The organism is Bacillus sp. FSL R9-9497 (genome assembly GCF_038005805.1).
Lineage (GTDB): Bacteria > Bacillota > Bacilli > Bacillales > Bacillaceae_G > Bacillus_A > Bacillus_A cereus.
In genome coordinates this window covers 2,654,028-2,680,488 of record NZ_JBBOTY010000001.1, presented here as the reverse complement: position 1 = coordinate 2,680,488, position 26,461 = coordinate 2,654,028, and the positions used below count along the sequence as shown (strand labels likewise).

Genomic DNA, 26,461 nt, shown 5'->3' with positions numbered 1-26,461 from the left:
CTAATATGAAAGAAAATGAAAAAGTAATTATGGAAAAAGGGATTCATACGGATTTTAAAGAGAATATGACGTATGGGGAATATTTACAATTAGATAGTTTACTATCTTCTCAAAAAAGATTATCAGACCATCATGATGAAATGTTATTTATCGTTATTCACCAAGCAAGTGAGCTTTGGATGAAGCTCATTTTACATGAGCTAAATGCGGCGATTGAATCTATTAAACAAGATAAATTACAACCAGCTTTTAAAATGTTAGCACGTGTATCAAAAATTCAGTCTCAAATTATTCAATCTTGGGATATTCTTGCGACATTAACACCATCAGAATATATTGAGTTTCGTGATTCACTCGGTCAAGCTTCAGGTTTTCAATCGTATCAATATCGTATGATTGAGTATGCACTTGGCTATAAAACGCCACATGCATTAAAAATTTATGAAAAGGATCCAGAATTACATGCACGACTTCATAAAGCGCTACATGCACCAAGTCTATATGATGTCGCGATTCAAGCATTAGTAAAAGAAGGATTCCTTATTCATAAAGATGTGTTAAACCGTGATATTACGCAGCCTTATGAAGAAGATGCAACAGTAGAAGCAGCATGGTTAGAAGTGTATGCGGATGTGAAAAAATATTGGAACTTATATCAGCTTGCTGAAAAATTGATTGATATTGAAGACTGGCTACAACAATGGCGTTTCCGTCATATGAAAACAGTAGAAAGAATTATTGGACATAAAATGGGTACAGGTGGATCCTCCGGTGTTTCTTATTTAAAGCGAGTACTTGATCAACAATTCTTCCCAGAGCTTTGGAATGTTCGTACGAAATTATAAAAATAAACCTGTCAGTTCATTATGGCTGACAGGTTTATTTTTATTTGAGCACAATTATGTTTAAAATGAAGGAACAAGATATAATAAATGGATTAACTATTTAAATGGAGGTAAAGTTTTGGATTTCAAGCAACTAGAAAATAAATTCGAAAAGAAAAAAGTGAATACATTTCTTGTTTATCAAAAAGGACAATTAACAACTGAGTATTATAAAACACCCGAATGTGCAAATAACTTATATAAAATAAATTCGATTACAAAAAGTATCGTATCTTTATTAATTGGTATTGCAGTTGATAAGGGCTATATAAATGATATACATACACCGATCACAGAGTGGATTGAAAATGTACCTAGGGGAAAACATAATTTAACACTATATCACTTATTAACAATGACTACTGGTGAGGACTGGAAAGAGTTTGGGAATGGAGTAGTATTCCCAAATGACTTTGTAGAATCAGAGAACTGGGTACAGTACATATTAGAAAAGCCAATAATTGAAGAACCTGCTACAAAAATGAATTATAATTCAGGTTCTTCTCATTTACTGAGCTATATTATTCAAGAAGCTACTGGAATGTCGACAGAGCGGTTTGCAAAGAAATATTTATTTAATCCATTAGAAATTAACGAATACGAGTGGCAACAAGATCCGCAGGGTATATATGTCGGCGGCTTCGGTATGAAAATGAAATCTACCGATTTATTAAAATTAGGAAAATTATGTTTGCAAAATGGATATTGGAATGAAAAAGAAATTGTATCAGCGAAATGGTTAGAAGAGTCAAGTAGGGCGCATTTTGAAACATATGAACATGTCGGCGCATATGGATATCACTGGTGGGTATTACATACCGAAAGATTTCACATACCGTATTGTATATATTTCGCTATGGGATACGGCGGACAATACATCGTTATCATTCCTCAGTTAGAAGTAGTAGCTATTATAAGTAGTCATATGCCAAAACGTGGGCTCGTTCCATTAAAACTATTTATTGAGCATGTACAGGGAATTTCTAATTATATATAAGAAAAGGAGGGAATGTATGAAGGATGAAAAAATTTTATCTTTATTTAGATTCTGTTTAAGTCTTCTAGTATGTAGCGCCATTATTACGCAATTCATAATCAGGGCACAAGTGAAACCGTTCAATCCAGTTAACTTTTTTAGTTTCTTTACTATCGAAAGTAACATTTTAGTTGCATGTATTCTCCTTTTAAGCAGTATCGGAACAGCTACATTTGGTCGCTCAGAACAGTTTAGTATACTTCGTGGTGCGGCAACGGTATACATACTTACGACAGGACTCGTTTATTTTTTGTTACTAAGAGGGTTAGAAGAGTCACTTCAAACGGCAATACCATGGGTAAATACTGTGCTACATTATATCATGCCGATTGCAATGCTTTTAGATTGGATTTTAAATCCACCTATTAAGAAAATCACTTGGAAACAATCTGCAAGTTGGCTCTTATTCCCGTGTTTTTACGTTGTATATAGCTTAATACGTGGCCCAATCGTGAATTGGTATCCATATCCGTTTTTAGATCCAAGAATAGGTGGGTATGGTAAAGTACTTTTATACAGTATAGGGATAGCAGTTGTAATCGGTGCTATTTGTATATTGGTAAGATTTTTAGGGAATCGAAACTTTAGAAAAGAATTTTAGAAATGCAAGAACCCCACTGTGTCTGTTTTTAACAGTGGGGGTTTCACTTTATCCAGCTATTTGTCGGGCTGCCCGTAAAAGTCCGATTGGTGAGGGCTGATGATTAGTGGGAGATGAACAAAACCCCCACTGATTAAGGTTTCACTTTATCTACTCGTCTTCTGAAACGACAACTTTATAAATTTCTCCGTCTTCGTTTCAAATTCTACATCAACAAAAACACCGTATTCTTTTCCATCTTCACGTAACCACAATTTAAATTTTTCAACAGTTATTTGAACTGTTTTTGGTTTTCTACCTATATGAAGATAGTCAATAATTTCTGCTTTTGGGTATTGTTCTTTCGTCTTTTCTACGGCAAGCTTACCCCATTTGGCATACGGCGGCTGCGCATGAACAATTGATGAGCCTGTATATATATTTGAACATGTTGTTAGGAACAGAATGACAAGTGCGACACGCTTTAACAATTTCTTCATGATGAACTCCTTTTATCTTTTTTGTATATTGTTTACATATTTTTTCAACGATATGAGTTTGGATTTTTTTGTCTTCTTTACATAAAAGCGAGGCTTTTACAAAACATAACCAAGAAATCATTTCCGTAATTAAGGAGGGAAAATTATGCGCCAAAAGGCTATTTTTAAAATAGCAGTTTTACTTGCGTTCATAGGACTGTCTTTAATGGTCAGTAGTATACAATTAAAGAATGTAGAAGCTTTTTCTAATCAAGTCATTCAAAGAGGGGCATCTGGCGAAGATGTCATTGAACTGCAATCTCGTTTGAAATATAACGGATTTTATACGGGAAAAGCGGATGGTGTTTTCGGATGGGGTACATATTGGGCACTTCGGAATTTTCAAGAGAAATTCGGATTACCCGTTGATGGTTTAGCTGGAGCTAAAACGAAGCAAATGCTCGTGAAAGCAACAAAGTATGACAAGTCAACTGCTAATAAAGGGACGACAACGAATAAAGGAAATAGTGGTGGCACTGCACAAGAGAATAAACCACCTCAAAATAAAGGGACAAATGTTCCGAACGGTTATTCTCAAAATGATATTCAGCTTATGGCAAACGCAGTATACGGAGAATCACGCGGTGAACCATATTTAGGACAAGTTGCAGTAGCTGCTGTCATTTTGAACCGTGTTACAAGTGCATCATTCCCAAATACTGTTTCAGGTGTAATCTTTGAGCCTAGAGCATTTACAGCGGTAGCCGATGGACAAATATATTTAACGCCAAATGAAACAGCAAAAAAAGCAGTTTTAGATGCGATTAACGGATGGGATCCAACAGGAAATGCTTTATATTATTTCAATCCAGATACTGCGACTAGTAAATGGATTTGGACTCGTCCACAAATTAAAAAAATCGGTAAACATATTTTCTGTAAATAGAGCGGAGGTGGGACAATGTTACGAGGTATTATTATTGTATTATTAACAGTCGGTGTAGTAGGAACAGGATATTGGGGCTATAAAGAGCACCAAGAGAAAAATGCGGTTTTAATTCGAGCGGAAAATAGCTATCAACGTGCATTCCATGATTTAGCATACGAAGTCGATTTATTACACGATAAAATTGGCACAACACTTGCGATGAATTCACGATCATCTTTATCACCTGCATTAGCAGATGTATGGCGTTTAACATCTGAAGCTCGCTCAGATGTAGGACAACTTCCTTTAACATTAATGCCATTTAATAAAACGGAAGAATTTTTAGCGAATATCGGTGATTTTAGTTACCGTGCAGCCATTCGTGATTTAGAAAAAGAACCGTTAAATGAGCAAGAATATAAAACGTTGCAAACTTTATATTCAAATGCAGGAAATATACAAGATGAACTAAGAAAAGTACAACATCTTGTTTTGAAAAATAATTTACGCTGGATGGATGTAGAAATGGCACTTGCATCAAATCGCGATCCAGCAGATAACACAATTATTGATGGATTGAAAACTGTAGAGAAAAACGTAACATCATATTCTTCTACAAACTTCGGACCGACCTTTACAAGTGCGCAAAAAAATAAAAAAGGCGGATTTGAAGCGGAAGGAAAGGCAATTTCTAAAGATGAAGCGGCGAAAATTGCCAAATCATTTTTGAATTTAAAAGGAAATGAAAAAGTAGATGTTGAGAAAAGCGGAAAAGGTGCGAAAGAATCCTTCTATAGTGTGAAAATTAAAGATGAAGCAACGAACAATGAGTTCTATATGGATATTACCGGAAAAGGCGGATATCCAATTTGGGTTATGAATAACCGCGAAATTAAAGAACAGAAAGTTAGTTTAAACGATGCAGGTAGTAAAGGTTTGAAATTTTTAAAGGACCATAAGTTTAATAATATGGAGCTTTATGATAGCTCTCAATATGATAATGTTGGTGTATTTACGTATGTAGTAAATGAAAATGGAGTACGAATTTATCCAGAAGCAATCCAAATGAAAATTGCTTTAGATGATGGTTCTATTGTTGGGTTCTCCGCAAAAGAATATTTAGCATCACATCAAAAGCGAACAGTTCCATCGGCAAAGCTAACTGCAGCAGAAGCAAGAAAGAAAATCAATCCGGATGTAAAAGTCATGGAAGAACGTAAAGCTTTAGTAGTCAATGATTTGCATAATGAAGTACTTTGCTATGAATTTGTAGGCACTTTAGGAAAAGATACGTACCAAATATTCATTAATGCTAATAGCGGGGCCGAGGAAAAGGTAAAGAAAATGCAAGCTGTTGAAAAAATTTATGATTAAACCTTAATAGTGAAGTGGTGAAAATAATGAAAACTCTAATATATATATTGATGCTTTGCTTTGTTATAACTGGATGCAGTATTGGAAAAAAAGACAATCCAAACGAAAAAACGGAACAAAAAAATGTTTCAATGAAAAATGTTAATTATACGAATAAATCAAATAAGCCAAATGAAAAAGCAGCAGATCATTTAGCATCTTTAGCGGCAAGTGTGCCAGGTGTGAATGATGCAACCGCGGTCGTTGTTGGAAAATATGCTATTGTAGGTATTGATGTAAAAGCAAAACTTGATCGAACTCGAGTTGAATCAATTAAATACTCTGTTGCAGAAAGTTTAAAAAATGACCCTGACGGTGCTAATGCAGTCGTTGTAGCAGATGTTGATACGTATGAACGCCTCAAACAAATTGGAAAGCAAATTAAAAAAGGAAAAACAGGTGAAGGTATACTAGATGAATTAGCCGCTATTGTGGGCCGAGTAATGCCACAAGTTCCAAATGATATGATAGAAAATAGAGAAACGAATCCAATTAAAGATAATGATAAACAATTACCAAAAGATGAAGAACAAGAGTTAAGAAAAGAACAGAATGATCAATCAAATAATCATTTGAATAAATGAAATTAGCCTCGTACTTAATTGTACGAGGTTTTTAAATATAATATTAAATATTCAGTTTATTTTTAAGGGAAAATATGGTTTAATTATGATGGGAGGGACAACTGTTATGATGAAAAAAAGCGCATGTATATTGTTTAGTTTATGCTTAGGTTTCAGTATGACAGCGTGTGAACAGAGAAAAGAAGTGAAAAATCAAACAGCAACTTCTTCTACTGTGATGGAAAAGCAACAGAAAGAGTCTATCAATATAAATCATTTCTCGAGTATAAATGAAGGGATGACTTATACAGAAGTGAAAGATTTAATTGGTTTTGAAGGAGATTTACTTATAGAAGAAGGGGTAGAACATTCTACACAAATTAAACAAATTTTTGCTTGGAAAGGAAACAATCCAAATTCATTTTTTGAAATTACCTTTTTAGATGGAAGAGTGCATTCAAAAGCACAGCAAGGTATAGGTTAATAAGCTAAAAAATGGGAGAGTTTAGCATGAACATACACACAGGGGAAATTCAATTAGTTCCGTATAAGGAGAAATATAAAGAAGTTATACAAACATTTACTTTACCAAGTGAACAAGTTCAGTTTACATCAGATCCAAGCGCATTACTGGAGAAAGCAAAAAGTGATCGTACAAAAAATGTGATTGTTATTTTAGATTACAATGGGGTACCGGTGGGTCTTTTCTCATTGCAAACAGGCGATAGAGTACAGGAATTTATAGACAATAAAAACGCTTTACTTTTAACCTCATTTTCTATAAATCACAATAGACAAAGAAAAGGATACGCCAAAAAGTCATTGTTATTATTAGACGAGTTTGTAAAACGTTATTTTCCAATAAAAAATGAAGTTGTACTTGCTGTGAATGAAAGAAATATTCCTGCACAAGATTTATATGCAAAAGTCGGCTTCCAAGATAAAGGTTTTAGAAGAATGGGACCAATAGGCCAACAAATAATAATGCATTTGTCTATAATGAAATAATGAGATAGAAAACTTACTCTTGAATATTCATGTAGTAGGTTTTTTTATTTTAACAATATATAATATATGTATATAAAATGAAATAGAAATGAAGGATATAAAAAATGAATCAAGATAGAAAATGGAATATCGTTGGGGGAAGAGTGATTAAAACTGGGATTGCAGTTTTTCTTACAGTGTTAGTTTGTGAATTTTTTAATATCTCAACTTGGAGTTATAAAAATGATTTAAAAGATTATAAACCAAATCATTATCATCACCATTTTTCAAGTGAGTATATTATTTTATTTGAGGTATTATCTATTCATGATATGTTAGAAGAATTAAAACAAATATCCGAGAAATATGAGTGGGAAAATCGATTCAATTGATAAGTTCATTTTATTGTGGGGGGAATAGTATGACACTTTATATTGCATTACTAAGAGGAATCAATGTCGGTGGACATAAAGTAATCAAAATGGCTGAGTTAAAACGAGTGTTTGAATCAATAGGGTTAAAACAAGTGAAAACGTATATACAAAGTGGTAATATAGTGTTCGAATCTGAGGAAGATATAAACTTTCTAAAAGACCGAATACAAATGGAAATAAAAAATGAATTTGATTTCGATGTTCCAGTCATGCTAAGAACACATGATGAATTTATAAATATTATTAAGCAATGTCCGTATGAAGTTCATTCATTGTTAGAAGGAGAAAGTGTTCATATTGCTTTTTTAGCTAATGTACTTTCTGAAGAAGAGAGTAGTCAATTGCTTATATTTAAAAGTGAACTTGAAGATTGCTATATAGATGAGAAGGTCGTTTATTTGTTTTTCAAAAATAGCATTCGAAATTCTAAATTAATGAACCAGTTTCAGAAGTTACATACACCAGCTACAGTTAGGAATTGGCGGACTGTGAACAAATTAAAAGCAATTGTAGAGGGTATGTAAATATAAAAAGATGAGGTTTTCTACATGTAGAAAACCTCATCTTTTTATTTATATTGTTTTGCAACTACGAGTTCGACAATAGGATAAATAAAGAATGAAGAGCAAATTGCGATGAACAGAGGGAGGTTTTTTACTCCATCTAAATTAGCCCCCATAGAAAATCCTTCAGAGAAGATTAATATAAGGAACATTACAACTACAAGCACAAAATATGCAATTTTAAAGCTTTTATATGTAATTTGTTGTCCCATTTCATCTTGACTTTCTTCTGATACACCGTGGGGATCTCCCCAAGTAATGTAATTAATTAAATTACTAAGTATTAACGAAATAGCAAAAATCGTACCGCCCAAAATAGAACCTTCAGTTATGTATTTATATGTGCCATGTACTAGTATTGCAATTAATGCTAAAACAATGATTATAAAAATAGTTTTTTTAGTATTCAATAAATAATTGCCCCCTCGATTGTAAAAAACTCTTTACAAATATAAGTATAAAATTGGAAAAGTATCATGTCAAATACTTTTTACATGAAATATGTAAGTATGTAATATTTTAGTTCTATGATAAATAAAAAATTACAATACATTTGAATGTAAAAGAATGGGCTCGCATATATTTGGAAGGGATGTCAGATTAATTTAGGGGGTAGTTATGTCTATACTTTTAAAAGCTGGTGCAGATGCAGGAAACAACGGTTTGAAGTTAATGGTGAAAGGGCAAGACCCTATTTTTATTCCGAGTATTTATTCTTTATATATAGGTGAGCCTACAGGACTCTTAGATGAGGTAGATGTTTCATTATCTGAATTAGAAAACCACATTGATGTGACTATAAGTTCGCCATCGTTAATGCTAAATAATGTACGATACATCGTTGGAGAAAAAGTCATTCAAGATCAATTAAAAGGTACTGAGGTAGAGAAGAAATCAAATAAGTCAACGGATGAGTTAATGGTTATTACAATACTATCAGGTTTGGCGGTAAGCGCTATGCGTCAAAGTCCAACTTCTAGCCATATTAATATTCGTTATGATTTATCTGTCGCTCTTCCTATGCAACTTATTACACAAGAAATAGCTGCTGAAAATGCAAAACGTTATATGGGAAATCATAAGGTTATTTTCCATTATCCGAACGGACGCGATGTGACAATTAATGTTTCAATTGAGTATTGTAAATGCCTGCCTGAGGGTGCTTCTGGGACGTGGGGCATTGTATACGATGAAGAAGGAAATGTTGTGAAACATAAAATAGAATGTGAGCAAAATCAAGTTTCTGAAATTGATTTTGTAGATAAAACGCTACTCTCTTTTGATATTGGCGCAGGGACGACAGAAGAAGTCGTTTCATTAGGGGTGAATTTCCGTCCGCAACTAAGTAAAGGTTTATCTTATGGTGTAAAAGAGACGTTACTACAAATCATTACGAGATGGAACCGGAAGTATCCAACTAAAACGATTGATAGTATTACAGAATTCAATCAAATTTATTTAAATGATAAGCATCCGAGAAATACATTATTAGTTGAGGAATCACAGCCAGCACTATTAGGTTTAGCAGCACGTGTTGCAACAGATATTATAAATAAAATTGATGATATGAAAGACGATCCATACGTGTTTATTTATGGCGGGGGTGCAGTAATTATTAAAAACAGTTTAAAAATGATTTTAAAGCAAAAAGGACGACTCAAAAATGTAATCTTTGTAGATAATCCGTTATTTACAAATGCACGAGGATTATTAGTCTATACTTGTTCGCCAAAATATAGAGAGCATAAGCAAAAAGAGTTAGGATTTACAAACTTAACGATAAGTTAGTTGGTGGAAGTATGCGATCTAGGCGATATAAACGTGGTGATCGAGTAAAAATCAATATTCATAAATCGGTATCACCTGAAATGCTTGCGTGGCTGAATAAACAATCAAATCCAACTAATTTCTTCTTCTTTGCTGCGCAGCAACTATTTAAACAAGTAGGAGATATTGACGTTTCTAAAGCTTTACCAAGCAGCCATGTTTTCTCATTATATGTGGAGCCTTCATCCTTATTAAAAGTCGAGGTAAACCCTTTTAAAAACATGACACTAGACACAAATACATCCACCGAAAATGCAAAAAAAAAATTATGGGAATCTGTTGATCAATTAGATTGTCCATTTTTTTAAACATAGAAAAATATAAGAAGTCCCCATCACTATACATACGAATACAGTGATGGGGTTTTGTTTGTAAATAGAAGGGGGCACAATACAATTTGTGCCCCTTCCATTAGTTATTTATCTAAATTTTAGATGTATGTTTAGAAACAGCATTAATTATGCTTTCCCAGTCATCTGGATGGTTTTCATGGCCTGCCCCTTTAAGAGTTAATAGCACTGAGTTTGGAATTTCATCAATTAGTGCGAGGCCATGTTCAAATGGGAGTGCTGTATCGTCTGTTCCGTGAATAACCAATGTAGGTGCTTGTATGGAGTGAAGTACACCCTCATATGCATCATCACCTTGAAGTAAAGCGTGATTAAACATACTTAATAAATTGTTTGCGCGTTCTATTTCTTGTTTTACTTGTTTATAAACTCTATTTTCATCAAATATTCGTTCTGATCCACATAATAGACGAGATCCTGAAACTAAATACTCTGCCACATCATTTTTATTTGTCCAATCTATACTTGTGCCATTTACATGATGTGTTAAAATCCTTTCATCCATTGGAGGTAAATCGCGAGTATTGTCATCAGATCCTATTACACTAGTCGCTAGTAAAGTTAGCGTCAAAATTCTTTCGGGATGTTTTACAGCGGCAATTTGAGCAATCATACCACCTAATGACATACCAAATAGGTGAGCTTTATCAATATGATAAGCATCTAGTACTCCAATTGCATCTTCAGCCATATCTGTTACTGTATAATTGGAAGTTCTAGGTTCATAGGTAACAGAGCGTCCAACATCACGGTTATCAAAGCGAATAACAAACTTCCCCGTACTAGCCAACAGCTCACAAAACTCTTCATCCCAATAAACCATGGAACATGTAGCACCCATAATTAATAAAATAGCAGGGTTCTTAGGGTTTCCAAAGCTTTCTGTACATATATCAATTTCGTTTATTTTAAATATCTTTTCACTCATATAGTTAGCCCCATTTCTTTTGAATTTAATTAATAAAACAGTTTTGGATGATTCTAAGATGTGTGTAAGATTCGTATTGGAATTCATCCCGCTATTTGCTGGTCAGTAAGAGTCCCGTCTCAAAATTCAGGGAAAGTAAAGAGGTTGGGAGGGGACCAACTGCCCGAAAAAGCCCAATTGGCGAGGGTTGATTAAAGTTTCACTTTATAATGCTTCTTGCATAATTACCCCCAAAAATAATTATATGTTAATTCAAGGAAAAAAATTTTGAGAAATAATTGTATGTTATTAAAATAAACAGCAAGGAGGAGAGGAAATGAAAGCAATTGTTATTGATCAATATGGTAGTGTTGAAGAATTAAAAGAAAGGCAAGTTTTAAAACCGGTTGTTCAGAATAACGAAAAAGCTCAACAATAAATAATATCCCATACTATACATTTTCATTTGCGGGTATTATTTATTGTTAGCTATTGTGATATTACTTCTAACAAATACTGTTTCGTATTGTATCGTGTAATTTTTCTAATCCAATTTCCATATCTTTCTCGTTTAACATTGAATAGCTAATTCTTAATTGGTTATCATTTGTTTCGTAATTTAATAGACAAGCCGTTCCTGGTAAAAAAGAGACATCTACTTCATTTGCTTTTTGTAATAAGGTAAAGGGATCTATCGAATCAGGCAGTGTCACCCATAAATTAAAACCTCCATTTGGTATTTCAAAGTTTAGTTCTTTTAATGGCGACAATATATCAATTGTTAAATCACGTCTCATTTGTAAAGCTGTACGTAATTTTTCTAAATGGTTTTTCATACGTTCTGCACGTAAAAATGGTAGAAGTGCCTTCTGTGTTAATAAAGGACTACCGATATCCATCGAACCTTTTACTGCATATAGCCATTCAAAAATAGGGCCATCGGCAATAAGTGCTGCGATACGCAGTCCTGGTGCTAACGTTTTACTAAATCCTTTTATATATATTACGTGGCCATCTTTATCAAAACTTTTGATTGGGGGCGGGATTATAGCATCCTCAAAATATATTTCTCCGAAAGAATCATCTTCAATGATAAAAAATTGATATAGCTCCGCTAGTTCTATAAGTTCCATTCTTCGTTCTTTACTCATTACTGTACCTGTCGGATTCTGGAAGGTTGGATTTGTATACAATAAAACGGGATTTTTACTTTGACAAATATCATCAATTAAGTCGGAGCGAACTCCATGATTATCAAGAGAAACGGGAATGATTTGAACACCTTTATTGATGAAAACATCAAGCGCAGCACTGTAACATGGACTTTCTACTAATACAATATCTCCAGGTTTTAATAATGTTTGAGCAATTAAATCAATTCCTTGTTGTGCTCCGCTTGTAATTAATAATTGAGATGGGTCTGTCACTAATTTCTGGTGTTCATTTAAGTAATTTGCTATTTCAACTCGCAATTCATAATCGCCTTGAACTGGCCCATAAGTTGCTAACAACATCGGATTTTTATCCAGCAATTTATGCATTTCATCTGCCAAAAATGGATTTGGTAACAGACGAGGATACAGAATTGCTTGTGAAAAATTATAATATTTACGGTGCTTATTCATTGCATATTGAGAACGCATAACATTAATCGTTTTCGTTTGTTGCCATTTATACGGAATTGGTTTGAAATCTTTCTTTACCCGTTTATATATGTAAGCACCTTTTCCTTGTTCGATGCGTATATACCCTTTCGTTTCTAACTGTTTATACGCTTTACGAACTGTTAATACATTGATTTGTAAATCTGTGGCCATACAACGTAAAGAAGGAAGAGATTCACCATGTGAAAGCATACCACTTTGTATTCTGTCAACAATTTGCATATATATTTGCTTGTAATACGGTATGTTTGTTTCTTTACGCAATACAATTTTCATAGGTTCACCTATTTTTCTTTTTAACTTAATTAAAGCGAAAAATATATAGGGAATCAACTACAACTTGAAGTAACTGTTATATGTACCGATACACTGTTATACACCATAGCCTCTATACTCATTCTAAGAGTAAAAAGGAGGAAGCAAAATGGTCATTTTTAATTACATTTTAGTATGTATTATTTTCGGGACAACATTTTTAACGATAAAAATTGGAATTGAAGCAGGGGCGCCACCGTTGTTTTCAGCAGGAATTCGCTTCTTTTTAGCGGGCATAATCCTTATGATTATTTTTAAATTCAAGCGAAAAGAAATTATGCCACATATATTTTCAAAACGCATTATGTATGCTGGATTTTGTTTAACATTTATGACATTCGCAAGTTTATATTGGTCAGAACAATATATTTCTTCGGGATTAGCTGCTGTTCTTTCTGCTACGGGACCAATGATGATTTTGTTAATACAAGCAAAGAGGAATAGGGAGAAATTACAAAAGGAACAACTCGTTGCTTTAGTTATTGCACTAATAGGTGTTATATTTGTTTCTTTACCAGGAATGCATCAACAAGTAAGTTTCATATGGAGTATTGCTTGTATTGTTTTAGTTATAGGAGAGTTATTTTACGGAATAGGCTCTATTCGTTCGAAAGAAATACTTTCAGATCTATCAAATGTATCACCATTTCTTATTAACGGTATTCAAATGTTTTATGGAGGGATTTTACTACTAATCACATCTATTATTGTAGAACAACCCAATGTAACCGTATTAACTTCATGGAGTGTGCAATGGCCTATTTTATATCTCATATTTATCGGATCGATTGGTGGACACGGATTATATTACTGGCTCTTATCAAAAACAAATCCAGTATTTCCATCGACGTGGTTATATGTATCACCATTAATTGCAATAATTGTGGGATATATCATTTTAGGGGAACCTTTAAATCCTACAATGGGAATGGGGGCTTGTCTTATATTGATTGGTGTATTTTTGGCCAATCGTTCAACGCTACGGGCTTATTTCAAAAAAGGGCGGTTATTAGAGAAGGAGATGTAGTTCCATAAAGCAACAGCCCTGTATATTACAGGACTGATAAAATAAAAAACACAGTTGGAAAAATAACCAACTGTGTTTTTTATAATTAATTCACTTTTTTAATAAAGCCTTTATAATGACGTTTTACAAGCTGGCTTTCTAACGTCTTCATAGTTTCTAGTGCTACACCGACAATGATAAGTAAGCTTGTACCACCAATTTGAGCAGAAGGTGGTAACGTAGCAATTTTCGTGAATACGAGCGGTAATATAGAAATAGCACCTAAGAAAATTGCACCGATAAATGTTAAACGGTATAGAATTTTAGTTACATATTGTTCAGTTGCTTTACCAGGACGAATACCAGGAACATATCCATTTTGCTTTTTCAAATTCTCAGCCATTTGTTCAGGATTTACTTGAATAAATGCGTAGAAGTATGTGAAAGCAACGATAAGACCGACATAAAGTGTCATTCCAATTGGATGTGCGAAATCAAGATTTGCAACTAACCATTTTGATACGCTTGAATCAGGGAAGAGCTGCGCAATTGTACGTGGCGTCATTAAAAATGCAGAAGCAAAGATAACTGGTATAACACCAGCACTATTTACTTTAAGAGGTAAATGAGTGTTTTTTGCTCCTTGATATGGATTGTTTCCTGAAACAGCTTTTGCATATTGGATCGGTATTTTACGTACAGCTTGTTGAATGTAAATAACGCCAACAACTATCGCTAAAATTACGAGTCCAATTAAAACAATTTTTATTATGTGCATGAATAGCTGATCTCCAGCATTTTGGAATTGTTGTAAATAAATTTGATTTGCAACATTTGGAATCGCAGCAACGAGACCTGCGAAGATAATCATCGAAATACCATTACCAACTCCGTTAGCGGTAATTTGTTCGCCTAACCAAAGTAAAAATGCAGTACCTGCAGTTAAAACTGTCGCAATAAATAAGTATGTAGTCCAGCTTTGATCTGTTATTAATTGTCCACCTGCTATATTATTAAAGCCATAAGACATTCCGATGGCCTGTATGAATGCGAGAATGATTGTAAAGTATCGAGTGAATTGAGCTGATTTCTTACGGCCCATTTCTCCTTGCTTTGCCCATTCCGAAAACTTAGGTATAACATCCATTTGTAGTAATTGTACTATGATGGAAGCTGTAATATATGGTGTAATACCTACAGCAAAGATTGAGAAGTGTTGCAATGCTCCTCCGCCAAATACGTTTAACATACCTAGAACGTTAGCTTGATCTTGTACTTTTAATACCTCTGCGTTAGTATGAGGAACTGGAATAAACGTGCCAATTCGAAAAACGATTAACATCGCTAGTGTAAAAAGGATTTTCCTTCTTATCTCAGCTACTCTCATGAAATTTGAAATCGTACGAAACATTATGTCGCCTCCTATATTTTTATCAGTAAAAAACTGATTATTATACCCTATGAAGTAACCACAAACCTCCTTCCACACTAAATTCATTTGACAAATGGATTTTCATACACTTTGTAGTTTTCACGGATATAAAAATATAAGGTGTTATATAAGCGACCTATACACTTTACGTAATCATTCAATACCCATAATATATCGAATAAATTAACAAATGTACATACATACGCATTAAAAATGAATAAATAGGGTCGTTTTTTACATTTATTTAATGATAAATTGATAGGACATTATACTGGTAAATGCGCTTCGTATATTCCTTTAATCAATTAAAATCCTCCACCTTTTTATTTTCTTACAATCAATATATCGATTTAAAAAGACTTTAAAATCAAATAAAAGTATGAAAGTACATACTACTTTAGTAGTAGTAATAGTAATCAATTGTATTTCAATTAAAATTCATGTGATTAGAGGATTCTTTTTATTTAAGAAGGAATAAATATTTAAAGAAAGCTAAATAAACAGTGTACATATTTATAGGGGAGAAGATGTAAATGAAAGTTTTTATAAAAAAATTACCACCATTAGAAGTAGCATATATAAGACGAACTGGTAGCTACTTTGAACCACAAGATCACTGGGGAAAGTTACTAAATTGGTCAATTGAAAATAAACTTTATCCACCAGAGCAATCATTTATCGGAATATCATTAGATAATCCTGAACTTGTTGCAAGTCATAAGTGCCGGCATGATGCATGTGTTACGATTCCTGAAAACTTCGATAAAGAAAAGCATCATGATGTGCAATTTAAAAGATTAGATGTAGGTACATATGGTCTATACCAGTTCTATGATGAACCTCATAAATTAAGTGAAGCGTATCAATACATGTATGCAGAGTGGCTACCAAATAGTGAGTATGATGCAGATTATGATAGAGATAATTTAGAGTTTTGCTTAAATAATGTTGCTGAAGATCTAGACGGAAAGTTAAAGGTTAATTTATTTGTGCCAATTAAAAAGATATAAAAAACAAATAATTTCATTTGTAGCTTTAAAATGAAATTGGAATAGTAGTGAAAGAAAAACTTTTTTTGAAGATAATATTTCTAGCGTAGGAATTTAAGTATGTAGGTTGCAATGAAAGGAGAATCCACATGGATACATTTGTAAATGACAAGTTTTATGAAACGAGAGATCAATTAGTTGAGGAAATTACTTTGTTGAGTGATGCTCAATTTAATAGGAAACCAGATAAGGATAAATGGAGTATTGCACAAGTTTGTCATCATTTAGTTTTATTAGATGAGAGAGTTATAACAGTTATTTCATCAGGATTAAAAAAGTTAGATAGTACCCAAAATGAGCGTAAAGAAATTCACACTATTTTATTAGATAGAACGAAAAAGTTTATAGCTCCAGAAATGATTGAACCAAGTATAGAACCATTTGAAGTGGAGCAAATGCTCAATATGCTAAACGAATCAAGAAAAGAATTGATGCGTTTCCTGAGTACAATAGAAGATGAGTCTATATTAGCGAAAAAAGCAGTGATGCATCCAGCTCTTGGAGAATTATCCCTTGATCAGTGGATAGAACTGATTTATTTACATGAACAGCGTCATATTTCACAAATAAAAGAGATAAAATTGCTTTGTGAAATTGAAAAGTAAAAATCATTCCCTATTTATTGATGCGTATTATAAACAGGGAAAACGGTTGATTCATATTGATTCAGAAGAAAACAAAAATAGAATGAAATTAGTTGAAAGTAACCAATAAGCTTAAGAAAATATGAAACTATCCGATTTTCTGTATAAGTGTAACCCCGTCTTAAATGAAGAGCGGGGTTATTTTTTTGGAAGTATTTTCATTGAGAAGGAAATACTTCGACAATGAAATTCAAAAAATTAATCATCATAACATATTTTATATGCGAATTTTAGTAAATTGAAATAATGATTTTATGATGATGAATGATATGTCCTTATTTTGAAAGTACTCTTCACACGCTTAAGGAAGGGGTATTCTGTCAGGAAACGATAAAATACAATTCTGTTAGGGGATGTATGCAATTTATTCTCTTTATTTTGCAACAGAACCACCTTCAAAATTATCTTTTGTAGTTGAAGTTTCCTGAATAATAAGTTACATTTTTAAAGTTCAAGCAACTTTATGAAAGTACAAAAAGGGGAGAAATATTATTATTATGCAAAAAATGAAATGGAAGAACTATGTATGTTACTTTGTAATTCTATTACTGCTTGGAACAGCAGTAATAGTCAAACCACCTATCTCTAAGGCTGAGGAATCTGAAGTTAATATCACATTGTTAGGTACTGCAGATATTCATGGTAGATTTATGCCTTGGGATTATGCGCTTGATGGAGCAAATATGAGTGGAAGTTTGACGCAGCTTTATACGGTTATAAAGAAGGTCCGTCAAGAAAATCCAAATACCATATTAGTAGATGCTGGGGATACAATTCAAGGAAACTCAGTAGAATTATTCAACGATAAACCACAATCGCCAATGATGGTAGCGATGAATACAATGGGATATGACGCCTGGGCATTTGGAAATCATGAATTCAATTTTGGATTAGATACATTGAAAAAAGTTAGTGAGCAATATAAGGGAAAAACGTTAGCAGGAAATATTTATAAGGAAAATGGAGAGCGCTTTCTTCCTGCATATACAATTGTAGAAAAAGGTGGAATTAAAGTTGGGATTATTGGTATGAATACACCAATGATTAGTGATTTTGAAAAAGGGACAGATCACTTAGATGGTTTAGTGGTGAAAAATCCGGTAGAAGAGACGAAAAAGGCAATTAAGGAATTAGAAGGTAAAGTAGATGTAATGGTAGGAGTTATGCATATGGGATTAGAAAATGAGAATGGTATCCCTGGTACTGGTGTTCAAGATATTGCAAATGCTTGTCCGGAACTAAGCGCTATTTTTGCGGCTCATATGCATAAACTTGTAAAAAAAGAAGTTGTAAATGGCGTAATTATTACAGAACCAGATAAATATGGAACACATATTTCACGTATTGACCTTACTTTTACAAAGCAAGATGGGAAATTGGTTTTAAAAGATAAAACTGCTACCGCTATACCTGTAAAAAATGCTGATGGAACAACGATATTATCTGATCCTACACTTGAAGAAACATTAACACCTTTTCACGAATATGCGAGAGGAGATGCAAATGTTGTAGTCGCTCAATTAAAGGGGAGAAATCTTGTTCCTGAAAATGAAATAAAAGGTATTCCAAGTGTTCAGATTCAAGAAACACCTTTATCAGATTTCTTTCATGAAGTCATGCTCTACTACAGTAAAGCGGATGTAGTAGCCCATCAAATTGATAATGATTATGCCCGTTTGGATATAGGTCCTATTAAGAAAAAAGATATTGCGTACAATTACCAATATGCCTTGGGAGAAATTACAGTATATAAGATTTCTGGAAAAGATTTAAAAGACTATATGGAATGGGCAGCAGGATATTTTAACTCATCTCGTGCCGGAGATGTAACCGTTAGCTTTGATAAAACCCGCCGTGCATCTAAATACAGTACGAACGATTTCTTTGGAGGCGTAAAATACGAAATTGACTTAACAAAACCATATGGAAGTAGAATTACAAATTTACGCTCTATTCGTACAAACAAACCAATCAAAACGAGCGATGTTATGACGCTGGGAATGAATGCATATAGAATGGAGGCTCTTCAGGCAAAAGGGGGAGCTTTAGAGGGGCGTAAGTTTGAACAAATTTGGTCATCTAAACAAGAGAATGCATTTGGAGAAACTGGTGGAACCATTCGTAACCTTGCTATTACATATTTAAAAGAGGTAAAGAACGGTGTATACACACCAAAAGTTATGCGTAATTGGAAAATTACTGGTGTAGATTTACATTCTTCAGAGCATAAGGCTGTAGTTGATCTTGTGAATAAAGGGATTTTAGAAATTCCAAAAACAGAAGACGGAAAATACACAAATATAGCATCTATAAATACGAAAGACTCAATTTCAAAAGAAGAGATTGTAGCACTCGCACAAAAAGCAAATATTAATCCAAATGAGTTTAATCATGCAAAGACAAAAGGTGAATTTTATAAAAAACTTAATAGGATTACTAAAAAAATATAAATTATAAGGTTTCTTATAGTAATTGTTATTTTAATAGTATGAAACCCACTCTTACAATAGTAAAGAGTGGGTTTTTATGTTGTTATTTAGATGCAAGTATACTTTTATTAGAATGAATATAGATAATTAATAACTAACCAATTGGATGAGTGTCTATAAGGATTCTCTTTTATTCAAAATAATGTACATATGTGTTCCGTTCATTATTTATAATATTGACCACAATTTATGTAATTTTGCATAATGTTACATAAATTTCGTATTTTCTCTTTTTTCCGACAGGAATAGACAGTATACTTTGTACAAGCTTTCTATTTCAAAAATTATACGAGGTGAAATAATGAAAAACAAAAAGACATTAACTAAGGTAGCATTAACAACAGGATTAGCTTTAACAGCTGTGGCACCATATGGCGTAGGTCATGCAGAGGAAACAGATCAACTACAAGTTCAAATTCAAGAGGAATCGTTCCGTTCGGGTGAACTTACACAGCCGTCACAAAAGGCACCAGAAAATGTAGTAAAGGATGCACTTAAGGAGAAAACAGAGCAAGCTCTGTCCCAAAAACAAGTCAATGGAGAAGCAGGGGTAGATTATAAAGTCCTTCAAAAACGTGGTTCGTATGATGGAACTACACTTGTGCGTATGCAGCAAACATACGAAGGAAAAGAAGTATATGGCCATCAATTAACTGCACACGTAGATAATAAGGGTGTTATTAAAAGTGTTTCAGGTGATAGCGCGCAAAATTTAAAACAAGAAGAATTGAAAAAACCTATTAATCTATCAAAAGATGAAGCAAAACAATTTATTTATACGAAGTACGGGAACGATATCAAGTTTATTTCTGAGCCAGAAGTTAAAGAGGTTATTTTTGTTGATGAAAATAATGGACAAGCTAAAAATGCATACCAAGTTACCTTTGAAGCTGCAACACCAACCTATGTTTCTGGTACTTATTTAATAAATGCACAAAATGGTGATATGTTAAAAAATATGGTACAAGAATCTAACTTAAAAGCCAGTGACAAACTAGTTGGAGCTTTAAAGAAAAGTAAACAAAGCAGTCTTACATCATTAACTGGAACAGGAAAAGATGATTTAGGTATTTCTCGTTCATTTGGTATCTCTAAACAAAGTAATGGCAAATATGCTCTTGCTGATTATACAAGAGGGCAAGGCATTGAAACATATGATGTGAATTACAGAGATATTACTAAAGAAGAAAGCTATTATCCTGGTACATTAGCGACTAGTACTTCGGCAACATTTAACGATCCAAAAGCAGTAAGCGCTCATTACTTAGCAACAAAAGTATTTGATTTTTATAAAGATAAATACAAGCGTAATAGCTTTGATAATAAGGGACAAAAAGTAGTTTCAGTTGTACACGCTTGGGATTCTGAAGAGACGAATGATCCGAAAAATTGGCAGAATGCATTAAGTGCTAATAATGGAAGTATGCTTGTATATGGCGATCCTATTGTTAAAGCATATGACGTAGCTGGACATGAATTTACACATGCTGTTACTTCTAGCGAATCTAATCTTGAATATTACGGGGAATCCGGTGCGATTAATGAGGCATTATCTGATATTATGGGAACATCTATTGAGAAATACGTAAATAATGGAAACTTTAACTGGACAATGGGAGAACAAACAGGATCTGTTTTCCGTGATATGGAAAACCCAGCTTCTGTTCCATCTTCACTAGGAGTACCTTATCCAGATGATTACAGTGAATTTAACGATTTTAATGGATGGGATCAAGGCGGTGTTCATTTTAATTCAAGTATTATTAATAAAGTTGCGTATCTCATTGCAAAAGGCGGAACTCATAACGGAGTAACTGTTAAAGGAATTGGTGAAGATAAAATGTTTGATATTTTCTATTATGCAAATACAGATGAGTTAAACATGACTTCTAATTTCAAAGAATTGAGATCAGCATGTATTCGAGTGGCAACTAATAAATATGGTGCGAATACAGCTGAAGTTCAAGCAGTTCAAAAAGCATTTGATGCAGCAAAAATTAAGTAATTTAGAAATATAGTTCTCATTCATATATTAATACATTATGAAAAACAGCTAATATCATTTTAAGGATATTAGCTGTTTTTTTACTTAGCAATGTATTATTGAAAATAAACTGACTAAGCAATAATGAGGCGTTTTCTCTTTAAGAAGTAGTGACAAATCAATAAGGTTTAAAGTGTATAAAAACAGAAAATTAATAATATATTGACCTCTTGATAGAAAGTCTATAAAATGAAAGCGATAACAAACGATTGCTTTAAAATGATTTCCCTGACCTTTTAGCATTTACAAACATATGAAGGCATTAACAAATCTATTTTTTTAAGCATTAATGCAAACGCTTTCGTATTAAAAGGTCATTGAAATACATACGTGAAAATAGCCAATATGGAGGTGAATTAAAAGAGATTTCTAGATTAATTTAAGCAGTGTTATTCAGTGTAAGCATAATAAATCGCTAGTAATATTTGAAGAAAGGGTGTATGTGGTGCAAATTACAAAAAGGTTAATTAACAAATCATTCTTATTACTTACCATAATCGTTATGTTATCATCTGTTTTCTCCTTTCAGAGTGTGAAGGCAATTTCAAATTCGAAAACAACTGAAATTATCATTCATTACAAAGAGAAGCTTGGAAATACAAAAGACTGGAATCTTTGGTTATGGGGTGAAAATGCAAATGGTACATCTTATGAATTTACTGGTGAAGATGAATTTGGAAAATACGCTAAGATAAAAATAGACGGTGACTATAATCGTGTAGGATTTATAGTTCGAACAAATGAATGGGAAAAAGATGGTGGAGATCGTTGGATTGAAAATATAAAGGACGGTCGTGCTGAAGTATGGATTCTTTCGGGTGATGAAAAAGTATATAACTCTAAACCTTCATCGGATCTCTCAATTCAAAAAGCAACTATTGATAGTTTCCATGAAATTACTGTAACGACTAATGTCCCATTTAATATTAGGGAAAAGAAAATTGAAATTGAAGGCATTAAAATTAAGGATATTAGTCCTTATGATATAAACAGTGGAGATATTACTAATAAGGTTAAAATAATTACGGAACAGAAAATTGATTTAAAACAAACATACAAACTTAAAATAGAAAACTTAGCTGATACGAATACTGAAATTGGTAAAGTCATTCGTAGCGAGGAATTTGATAATTTATTTTATTATAGTGGTAACGATTTAGGGAATACATATACTCCGCAACATACAAAGTTCCGTGTATGGGCTCCTACTGCAAGTGAAGCGAAGTTAGTTACATATAAAAAATGGAACGATAAAATAGGTACTGAAATAAACATGCAACAAGGTGAAAAGGGAACTTGGACAGCAGAACTAAAGGGGAACCAAAAAGGGCTCTTTTATACGTATAAGGTCAAAATTGGTGATAAGTGGACTGAAGCGGTTGATCCATATGTGCGTGCTGCTTCTGTAAATGGGGATAAAGGTGCAGTCGTTAATTTAGAAGAAACAAATCCGAAAAAATGGAAAGCAAACAAAAAGCCAAAATTTAAAAATCCGGAAGATGCTATTATTTATGAGTTACATGTACGCGATCTTTCCATTCAACCTGAAAGTGGTATTAAACAGAAAGGGAAGTATTTAGGTGTAACAGAAAAAGGAACAAAAGGGCCAGGAGGTGTAAAAACAGGACTTGATCATATAAAGGACCTTGGTGTTACTCACGTTCAGTTTTTACCGATATTTGATTATGCTTCAGTAAATGAAGAGACTTTAAATGAACCGCAATATAACTGGGGATATGATCCTAAAAATTTCAACGTTCCAGAAGGCTCCTATTCTACAAATCCTTATGAGCCGACTGTGCGAATAACTGAATTAAAGCAAATGGTTCAAACACTACATGGTAATAATCTTCGAGTAGTGATGGATGTAGTATATAACCATATGTATAATGCTGCTGAATCTAATTTTCATAAGTTAGTTCCAGGTTATTATTATCGTTACAATGAAGATGGAACATTTGCAAATGGAACTGGAGTAGGAAATGATACTGCTTCAGAAAGAAAAATGATGAGGAAATTTATGATAGATTCCGTCACATATTGGGCAAAAGAATACAATTTAGATGGATTCCGTTTTGATTTAATGGGTATTCATGATTATGAAACGATGAATGAAATACGTAAAGCTGTTAATCAAATTGACCCTTCTATTATACTACACGGAGAAGGATGGGATTTAAATACACCTCTTGCAGCTGAGCTGAAAGCAAATCAAAAAAATGCAGAGAAAATGAAAGGGATTGCTCATTTTAACGATAATATACGTGATGGGTTGAAAGGTAGTGTATTTGAGGAAAAAGAAAATGGCTTTATAAATGGAAAGGAAAACATGGAAAATCGTATTAAAAAAGGTATTACGGCAGGTATTGACTATGATACAAATTCGTCTACCTATCAAGATCCGGAACAGGTATTAACTTATGTGGAAGCACATGACAATCATACATTATGGGATAAACTTGAGTTAACTAATCCAGGTGACAGCGATGAAGCGCGAACACAAATGCACAAATTGTCTTCTTCGATTTTATTAACATCACAAGGAATTCCATTTTTACATGCAGGGCAAGAGTTTATGCGGACGAAATACGGTGATCATAATAGTTACAAATCTCCAGACTCAATTAACCAGATGGATTGGCTGCGCCGTGCAACGTTTAATAATGAAGTAGATCATATGAAGGGTTTAATAGAATTACGCAAAAAGTACTCAGCTTTTCGAATGACATCTGCAGAGCAAATAAAAACACACGTATCATTTATTGATGCTCCGAAAAATACTGTAGCTTATACAATAGAGGGGAATAAAAATGAATACTTTACAGTGGCTCACAATGCAAATAGAGAAGCTGTTGAAATAACACTTCCATCGAAAGGGCCTTGGAAAGTACTAGTAGACAGCAAGCAGGCGGGAAGTAAACCACTTTATGTTGTCCATGACAATAAAATTAAAGTTCCTGCATTAAGTTCATTTGTCTTAAAAACAGAGAAACCGATTAAATAAAAGCGAAGAATGTGGAAATAAATACTGCATTGAGCAAATTTAACAAGGATTGCAAATGAAAAAAGCGAAGTGAAGATTATTCTCACTTCGCTTTTAAAGTTAATGTAATATAATTTCACATACTGTAATTATATTACAATTTAATAAAAGAAATAAGCAATAGATTATTTCTTTTATGGCAGTAGGAGAAGAAGATATCTTTGAGTTTATTTATAAAATTATCTGAAATACATTCGTAATTCAGATAATGTTTATTATATATTCGAACATATAACGAACTAGATGTTCGAGTTGTATTAATTCCTACAAATCGTTTAAAAATAACAAAGGCGTAAAAAGTATATGGAATTAAAATAGAGAAAAGACACCATTCAAGGTGTCTTTTCTCTATTTTGAATATGAAATGTAAGTAACTCGATTGTATGTAATAGTATGTGATATTTTCACACTAACTGATTAAGAAAAATTTAAAACTCTTTTCTTAATCTATTTGTAATAAATTACATCATAAAATTTTATCGATATAATAAATAAAACTTTCTCAACATTATTTGATTTAATAACTATATTCAACCGCTCTCCAATCCATTACAATAATTTCACATTGGAAATACATGAATATTCTCAATGTTATAAATGGTTTATATCTTATAGGATTACTATGGGAAAGGATGTGAAATATCCAAAAAAAAATCATTTTTTATGATGAAATAAAAAATTTTAATGAAGAAAAAGTTATTTCATTATTTTCAAGTTTCGTTAAAGTGCATGTATTTATAATCACTATGAGACAAGGAGCAGAATCTAAAAAAAATTTTGTAGATTAGAAAATTGCATTTCAAAAATAAGTTAAACGTTTATGGAGGGTTATATGAGCGAGAAAATTTATTACTGGTCTCCGATTAAGCATTGGGAGAAGTTGCATAATGAAGTTTTGATCGGGGAAATGAGATTTACAGGTATTCTGTCTGAGTGGTTTCCTGATTTTTATTTTATGGCTCAAAAAGGTGTGAAAATCAGTGAACTAGTAGAGCGCTTTTCATTAGGAAATGTAGAAGAGACACACAAAAACATAGAGCTCATGATAAAAAATCGTGTGTTAGTAAGTAACATATTACACCCAAGAGAAGTATTTTCTTCACAAGAAAAGATTTTTTCCAATCCATATAGCAACCAGATTCGCTTTTCTAAAGAAAAGTTAGATAAGTATATGAGTGAACAATTAAATCGCACGCACGTTGCTGCACGGTCGACCGAAATTCAACTTGAAACAACAAATGAGCTACCTACTATAATCAAGGAACGTAGATCTTGTCGTCAATTTGATATGGAAAAACATATTAGTTTTTCGGAATTTTCCCGATTCTTATCAACTCTAAAACAGGTTAGGGAAGAAAAAATATACTATCATTACGCAAGTGCAGGCGGGCTCTATCCCATTGATATCTTTGTTTATGTAAAACCAAAACGTATAGAGGGTATGAAAGCTGGATTTTATTATTATAACCCATCAAAAAATAGTCTTGTGATTGTAAATAGCATTGATCAAGTAATCAAAAGTGATCATGAGTTAATTAATCAGGATTTATTTACTCAATCTGCCTTCTCAGTTTATTTGGTTTATAATGCGAACGCTTCCATCCCGAAATACGGTTCAGATGGATATTTATTTGCTTGTATTGAGTCAGGCATTATCACTGCTACCTTAAATATAGTTGCTGAGACATTAAATTTAGGGGTTTGTTCAGTTGGTCATATGAAATTTGAAGATATTCAGCAATTTTTATGTTTGGATAATCATCAAGTGTTTCTCCATGGGCTTGAAGTTGGCTTAAAAATTAACGAGTAGAAGAAATGAATATT

Annotated in this window: 23 protein-coding genes and 1 pseudogene; 19 read left to right on the top strand and 5 right to left on the bottom strand. The window is 33.0% G+C overall.

The window, feature by feature from the left end:
* Positions 1-5 precede the first annotated feature (5 nt).
* The 3 genes from kynA (at position 6) to MKY21_RS13755 (ending at position 2,521) form a co-directional block, all read left to right on the top strand.
* Positions 6-845 (top strand): tryptophan 2,3-dioxygenase, encoded by an 840-nt coding sequence (gene kynA, locus MKY21_RS13765; protein WP_000661953.1) that lies wholly within the window; start codon positions 6-8, stop codon positions 843-845.
* 118 nt (positions 846-963) lie between these two features.
* The gene (locus tag MKY21_RS13760; protein WP_000346264.1) at positions 964-1,881 is read left to right on the top strand and encodes a serine hydrolase domain-containing protein; all 918 of its coding nucleotides are present in this window, start codon (positions 964-966) and stop codon (positions 1,879-1,881) included.
* 16 nt (positions 1,882-1,897) lie between these two features.
* The gene (locus MKY21_RS13755) at positions 1,898-2,521 is read left to right on the top strand and encodes a Pr6Pr family membrane protein (RefSeq protein WP_000650949.1); all 624 of its coding nucleotides are present in this window, start codon (positions 1,898-1,900) and stop codon (positions 2,519-2,521) included.
* A 146-nt stretch (positions 2,522-2,667) separates the two neighbouring features.
* Here MKY21_RS13755 and MKY21_RS13750 read toward each other — a convergent pair whose 3' ends face one another.
* Complete coding sequence (locus MKY21_RS13750; protein WP_000734901.1) at positions 2,668-3,000, bottom strand: DUF3889 domain-containing protein; 333 nt, start codon at positions 2,998-3,000, stop codon at positions 2,668-2,670.
* Between the two features lie 145 nt (positions 3,001-3,145).
* Between MKY21_RS13750 and sleB the strand changes: the two genes are divergently transcribed.
* From sleB to MKY21_RS13715, 7 genes and pseudogenes are all read left to right on the top strand, one after another.
* Positions 3,146-3,925, top strand: a complete 780-nt coding sequence (gene sleB, locus MKY21_RS13745) for a spore cortex-lytic enzyme (RefSeq protein WP_341076543.1) — start codon at positions 3,146-3,148, stop codon at positions 3,923-3,925.
* 15 nt (positions 3,926-3,940) lie between these two features.
* Complete coding sequence (gene ypeB / locus MKY21_RS13740; protein WP_000943727.1) at positions 3,941-5,281, top strand: germination protein YpeB; 1,341 nt, start codon at positions 3,941-3,943, stop codon at positions 5,279-5,281.
* 26 nt (positions 5,282-5,307) lie between these two features.
* On the top strand, positions 5,308-5,904 hold the full coding sequence (locus MKY21_RS13735; RefSeq protein WP_000854059.1) for a YhcN/YlaJ family sporulation lipoprotein: 597 nt from the start codon (positions 5,308-5,310) through the stop codon (positions 5,902-5,904).
* Positions 5,905-6,010: 106 nt separating this feature from the next.
* Positions 6,011-6,367 (top strand): hypothetical protein, encoded by a 357-nt coding sequence (locus tag MKY21_RS13730; RefSeq protein WP_341076540.1) that lies wholly within the window; start codon positions 6,011-6,013, stop codon positions 6,365-6,367.
* 11 nt (positions 6,368-6,378) lie between these two features.
* Positions 6,379-6,891 (top strand): GNAT family N-acetyltransferase, encoded by a 513-nt coding sequence (locus MKY21_RS13725; protein WP_341076538.1) that lies wholly within the window; start codon positions 6,379-6,381, stop codon positions 6,889-6,891.
* A 104-nt stretch (positions 6,892-6,995) separates the two neighbouring features.
* Positions 6,996-7,067: pseudogene (locus MKY21_RS31185) on the top strand (hypothetical protein); the annotation flags it as partial.
* 224 nt (positions 7,068-7,291) lie between these two features.
* On the top strand, positions 7,292-7,828 hold the full coding sequence (locus MKY21_RS13715; RefSeq protein ID WP_016118045.1) for a DUF1697 domain-containing protein: 537 nt from the start codon (positions 7,292-7,294) through the stop codon (positions 7,826-7,828).
* 44 nt (positions 7,829-7,872) lie between these two features.
* On the opposite strand, the gene MKY21_RS13710 is transcribed toward MKY21_RS13715, so the two are convergent.
* Positions 7,873-8,277 carry a hypothetical protein gene (locus tag MKY21_RS13710; protein ID WP_001093144.1) on the bottom strand — a complete coding sequence of 135 codons (405 nt, stop codon included), beginning with the start codon at positions 8,275-8,277 and terminating at the stop codon, positions 7,873-7,875.
* A gap of 208 nt (positions 8,278-8,485) precedes the next feature.
* Here MKY21_RS13710 and MKY21_RS13705 point away from each other — a divergent pair, with 208 nt between their 5' ends.
* Both MKY21_RS13705 and MKY21_RS13700 read left to right on the top strand, forming a co-directional pair.
* Complete coding sequence (locus MKY21_RS13705; protein WP_000025622.1) at positions 8,486-9,655, top strand: ParM/StbA family protein; 1,170 nt, start codon at positions 8,486-8,488, stop codon at positions 9,653-9,655.
* A gap of 11 nt (positions 9,656-9,666) precedes the next feature.
* Positions 9,667-10,002, top strand: coding sequence for a hypothetical protein (locus tag MKY21_RS13700; protein WP_001257760.1), 336 nt, complete (start codon positions 9,667-9,669; stop codon positions 10,000-10,002).
* 115 nt (positions 10,003-10,117) lie between these two features.
* Here MKY21_RS13700 and MKY21_RS13695 read toward each other — a convergent pair whose 3' ends face one another.
* The gene (locus MKY21_RS13695) at positions 10,118-10,972 is read right to left on the bottom strand and encodes an alpha/beta fold hydrolase (protein WP_044797657.1); all 855 of its coding nucleotides are present in this window, start codon (positions 10,970-10,972) and stop codon (positions 10,118-10,120) included.
* Between the two features lie 485 nt (positions 10,973-11,457).
* Complete coding sequence (pdxR, locus tag MKY21_RS13690) at positions 11,458-12,891, bottom strand: MocR-like pyridoxine biosynthesis transcription factor PdxR (RefSeq protein ID WP_000706799.1); 1,434 nt, start codon at positions 12,889-12,891, stop codon at positions 11,458-11,460.
* Positions 12,892-13,039: 148 nt separating this feature from the next.
* Here pdxR and MKY21_RS13685 point away from each other — a divergent pair, with 148 nt between their 5' ends.
* Positions 13,040-13,957, top strand: coding sequence for a DMT family transporter (locus MKY21_RS13685; RefSeq protein ID WP_098283420.1), 918 nt, complete (start codon positions 13,040-13,042; stop codon positions 13,955-13,957).
* 85 nt (positions 13,958-14,042) lie between these two features.
* Here the strand turns inward: MKY21_RS13685 and secY are convergent, their stop codons facing one another.
* Positions 14,043-15,347, bottom strand: a complete 1,305-nt coding sequence (secY, locus tag MKY21_RS13680) for a preprotein translocase subunit SecY (protein ID WP_000490131.1) — start codon at positions 15,345-15,347, stop codon at positions 14,043-14,045.
* 554 nt (positions 15,348-15,901) lie between these two features.
* Here secY and MKY21_RS13675 point away from each other — a divergent pair.
* From MKY21_RS13675 to MKY21_RS13650, 6 genes are all read left to right on the top strand, one after another.
* Positions 15,902-16,378 (top strand): AraC family transcriptional regulator, encoded by a 477-nt coding sequence (locus tag MKY21_RS13675; protein WP_098782798.1) that lies wholly within the window; start codon positions 15,902-15,904, stop codon positions 16,376-16,378.
* Between the two features lie 128 nt (positions 16,379-16,506).
* Positions 16,507-17,022, top strand: coding sequence for a DinB family protein (locus tag MKY21_RS13670; protein ID WP_137075004.1), 516 nt, complete (start codon positions 16,507-16,509; stop codon positions 17,020-17,022).
* 536 nt (positions 17,023-17,558) lie between these two features.
* Positions 17,559-19,511 (top strand): bifunctional metallophosphatase/5'-nucleotidase, encoded by a 1,953-nt coding sequence (locus MKY21_RS13665; protein ID WP_001171078.1) that lies wholly within the window; start codon positions 17,559-17,561, stop codon positions 19,509-19,511.
* 340 nt (positions 19,512-19,851) lie between these two features.
* Complete coding sequence (locus MKY21_RS13660) at positions 19,852-21,555, top strand: M4 family metallopeptidase (protein ID WP_000791444.1); 1,704 nt, start codon at positions 19,852-19,854, stop codon at positions 21,553-21,555.
* 484 nt (positions 21,556-22,039) lie between these two features.
* Complete coding sequence (pulA, locus tag MKY21_RS13655) at positions 22,040-24,598, top strand: type I pullulanase (RefSeq protein ID WP_341076532.1); 2,559 nt, start codon at positions 22,040-22,042, stop codon at positions 24,596-24,598.
* 871 nt (positions 24,599-25,469) lie between these two features.
* Positions 25,470-26,447 (top strand): SagB/ThcOx family dehydrogenase, encoded by a 978-nt coding sequence (locus MKY21_RS13650; protein WP_061663155.1) that lies wholly within the window; start codon positions 25,470-25,472, stop codon positions 26,445-26,447.
* Positions 26,448-26,461 lie beyond the last annotated feature (14 nt).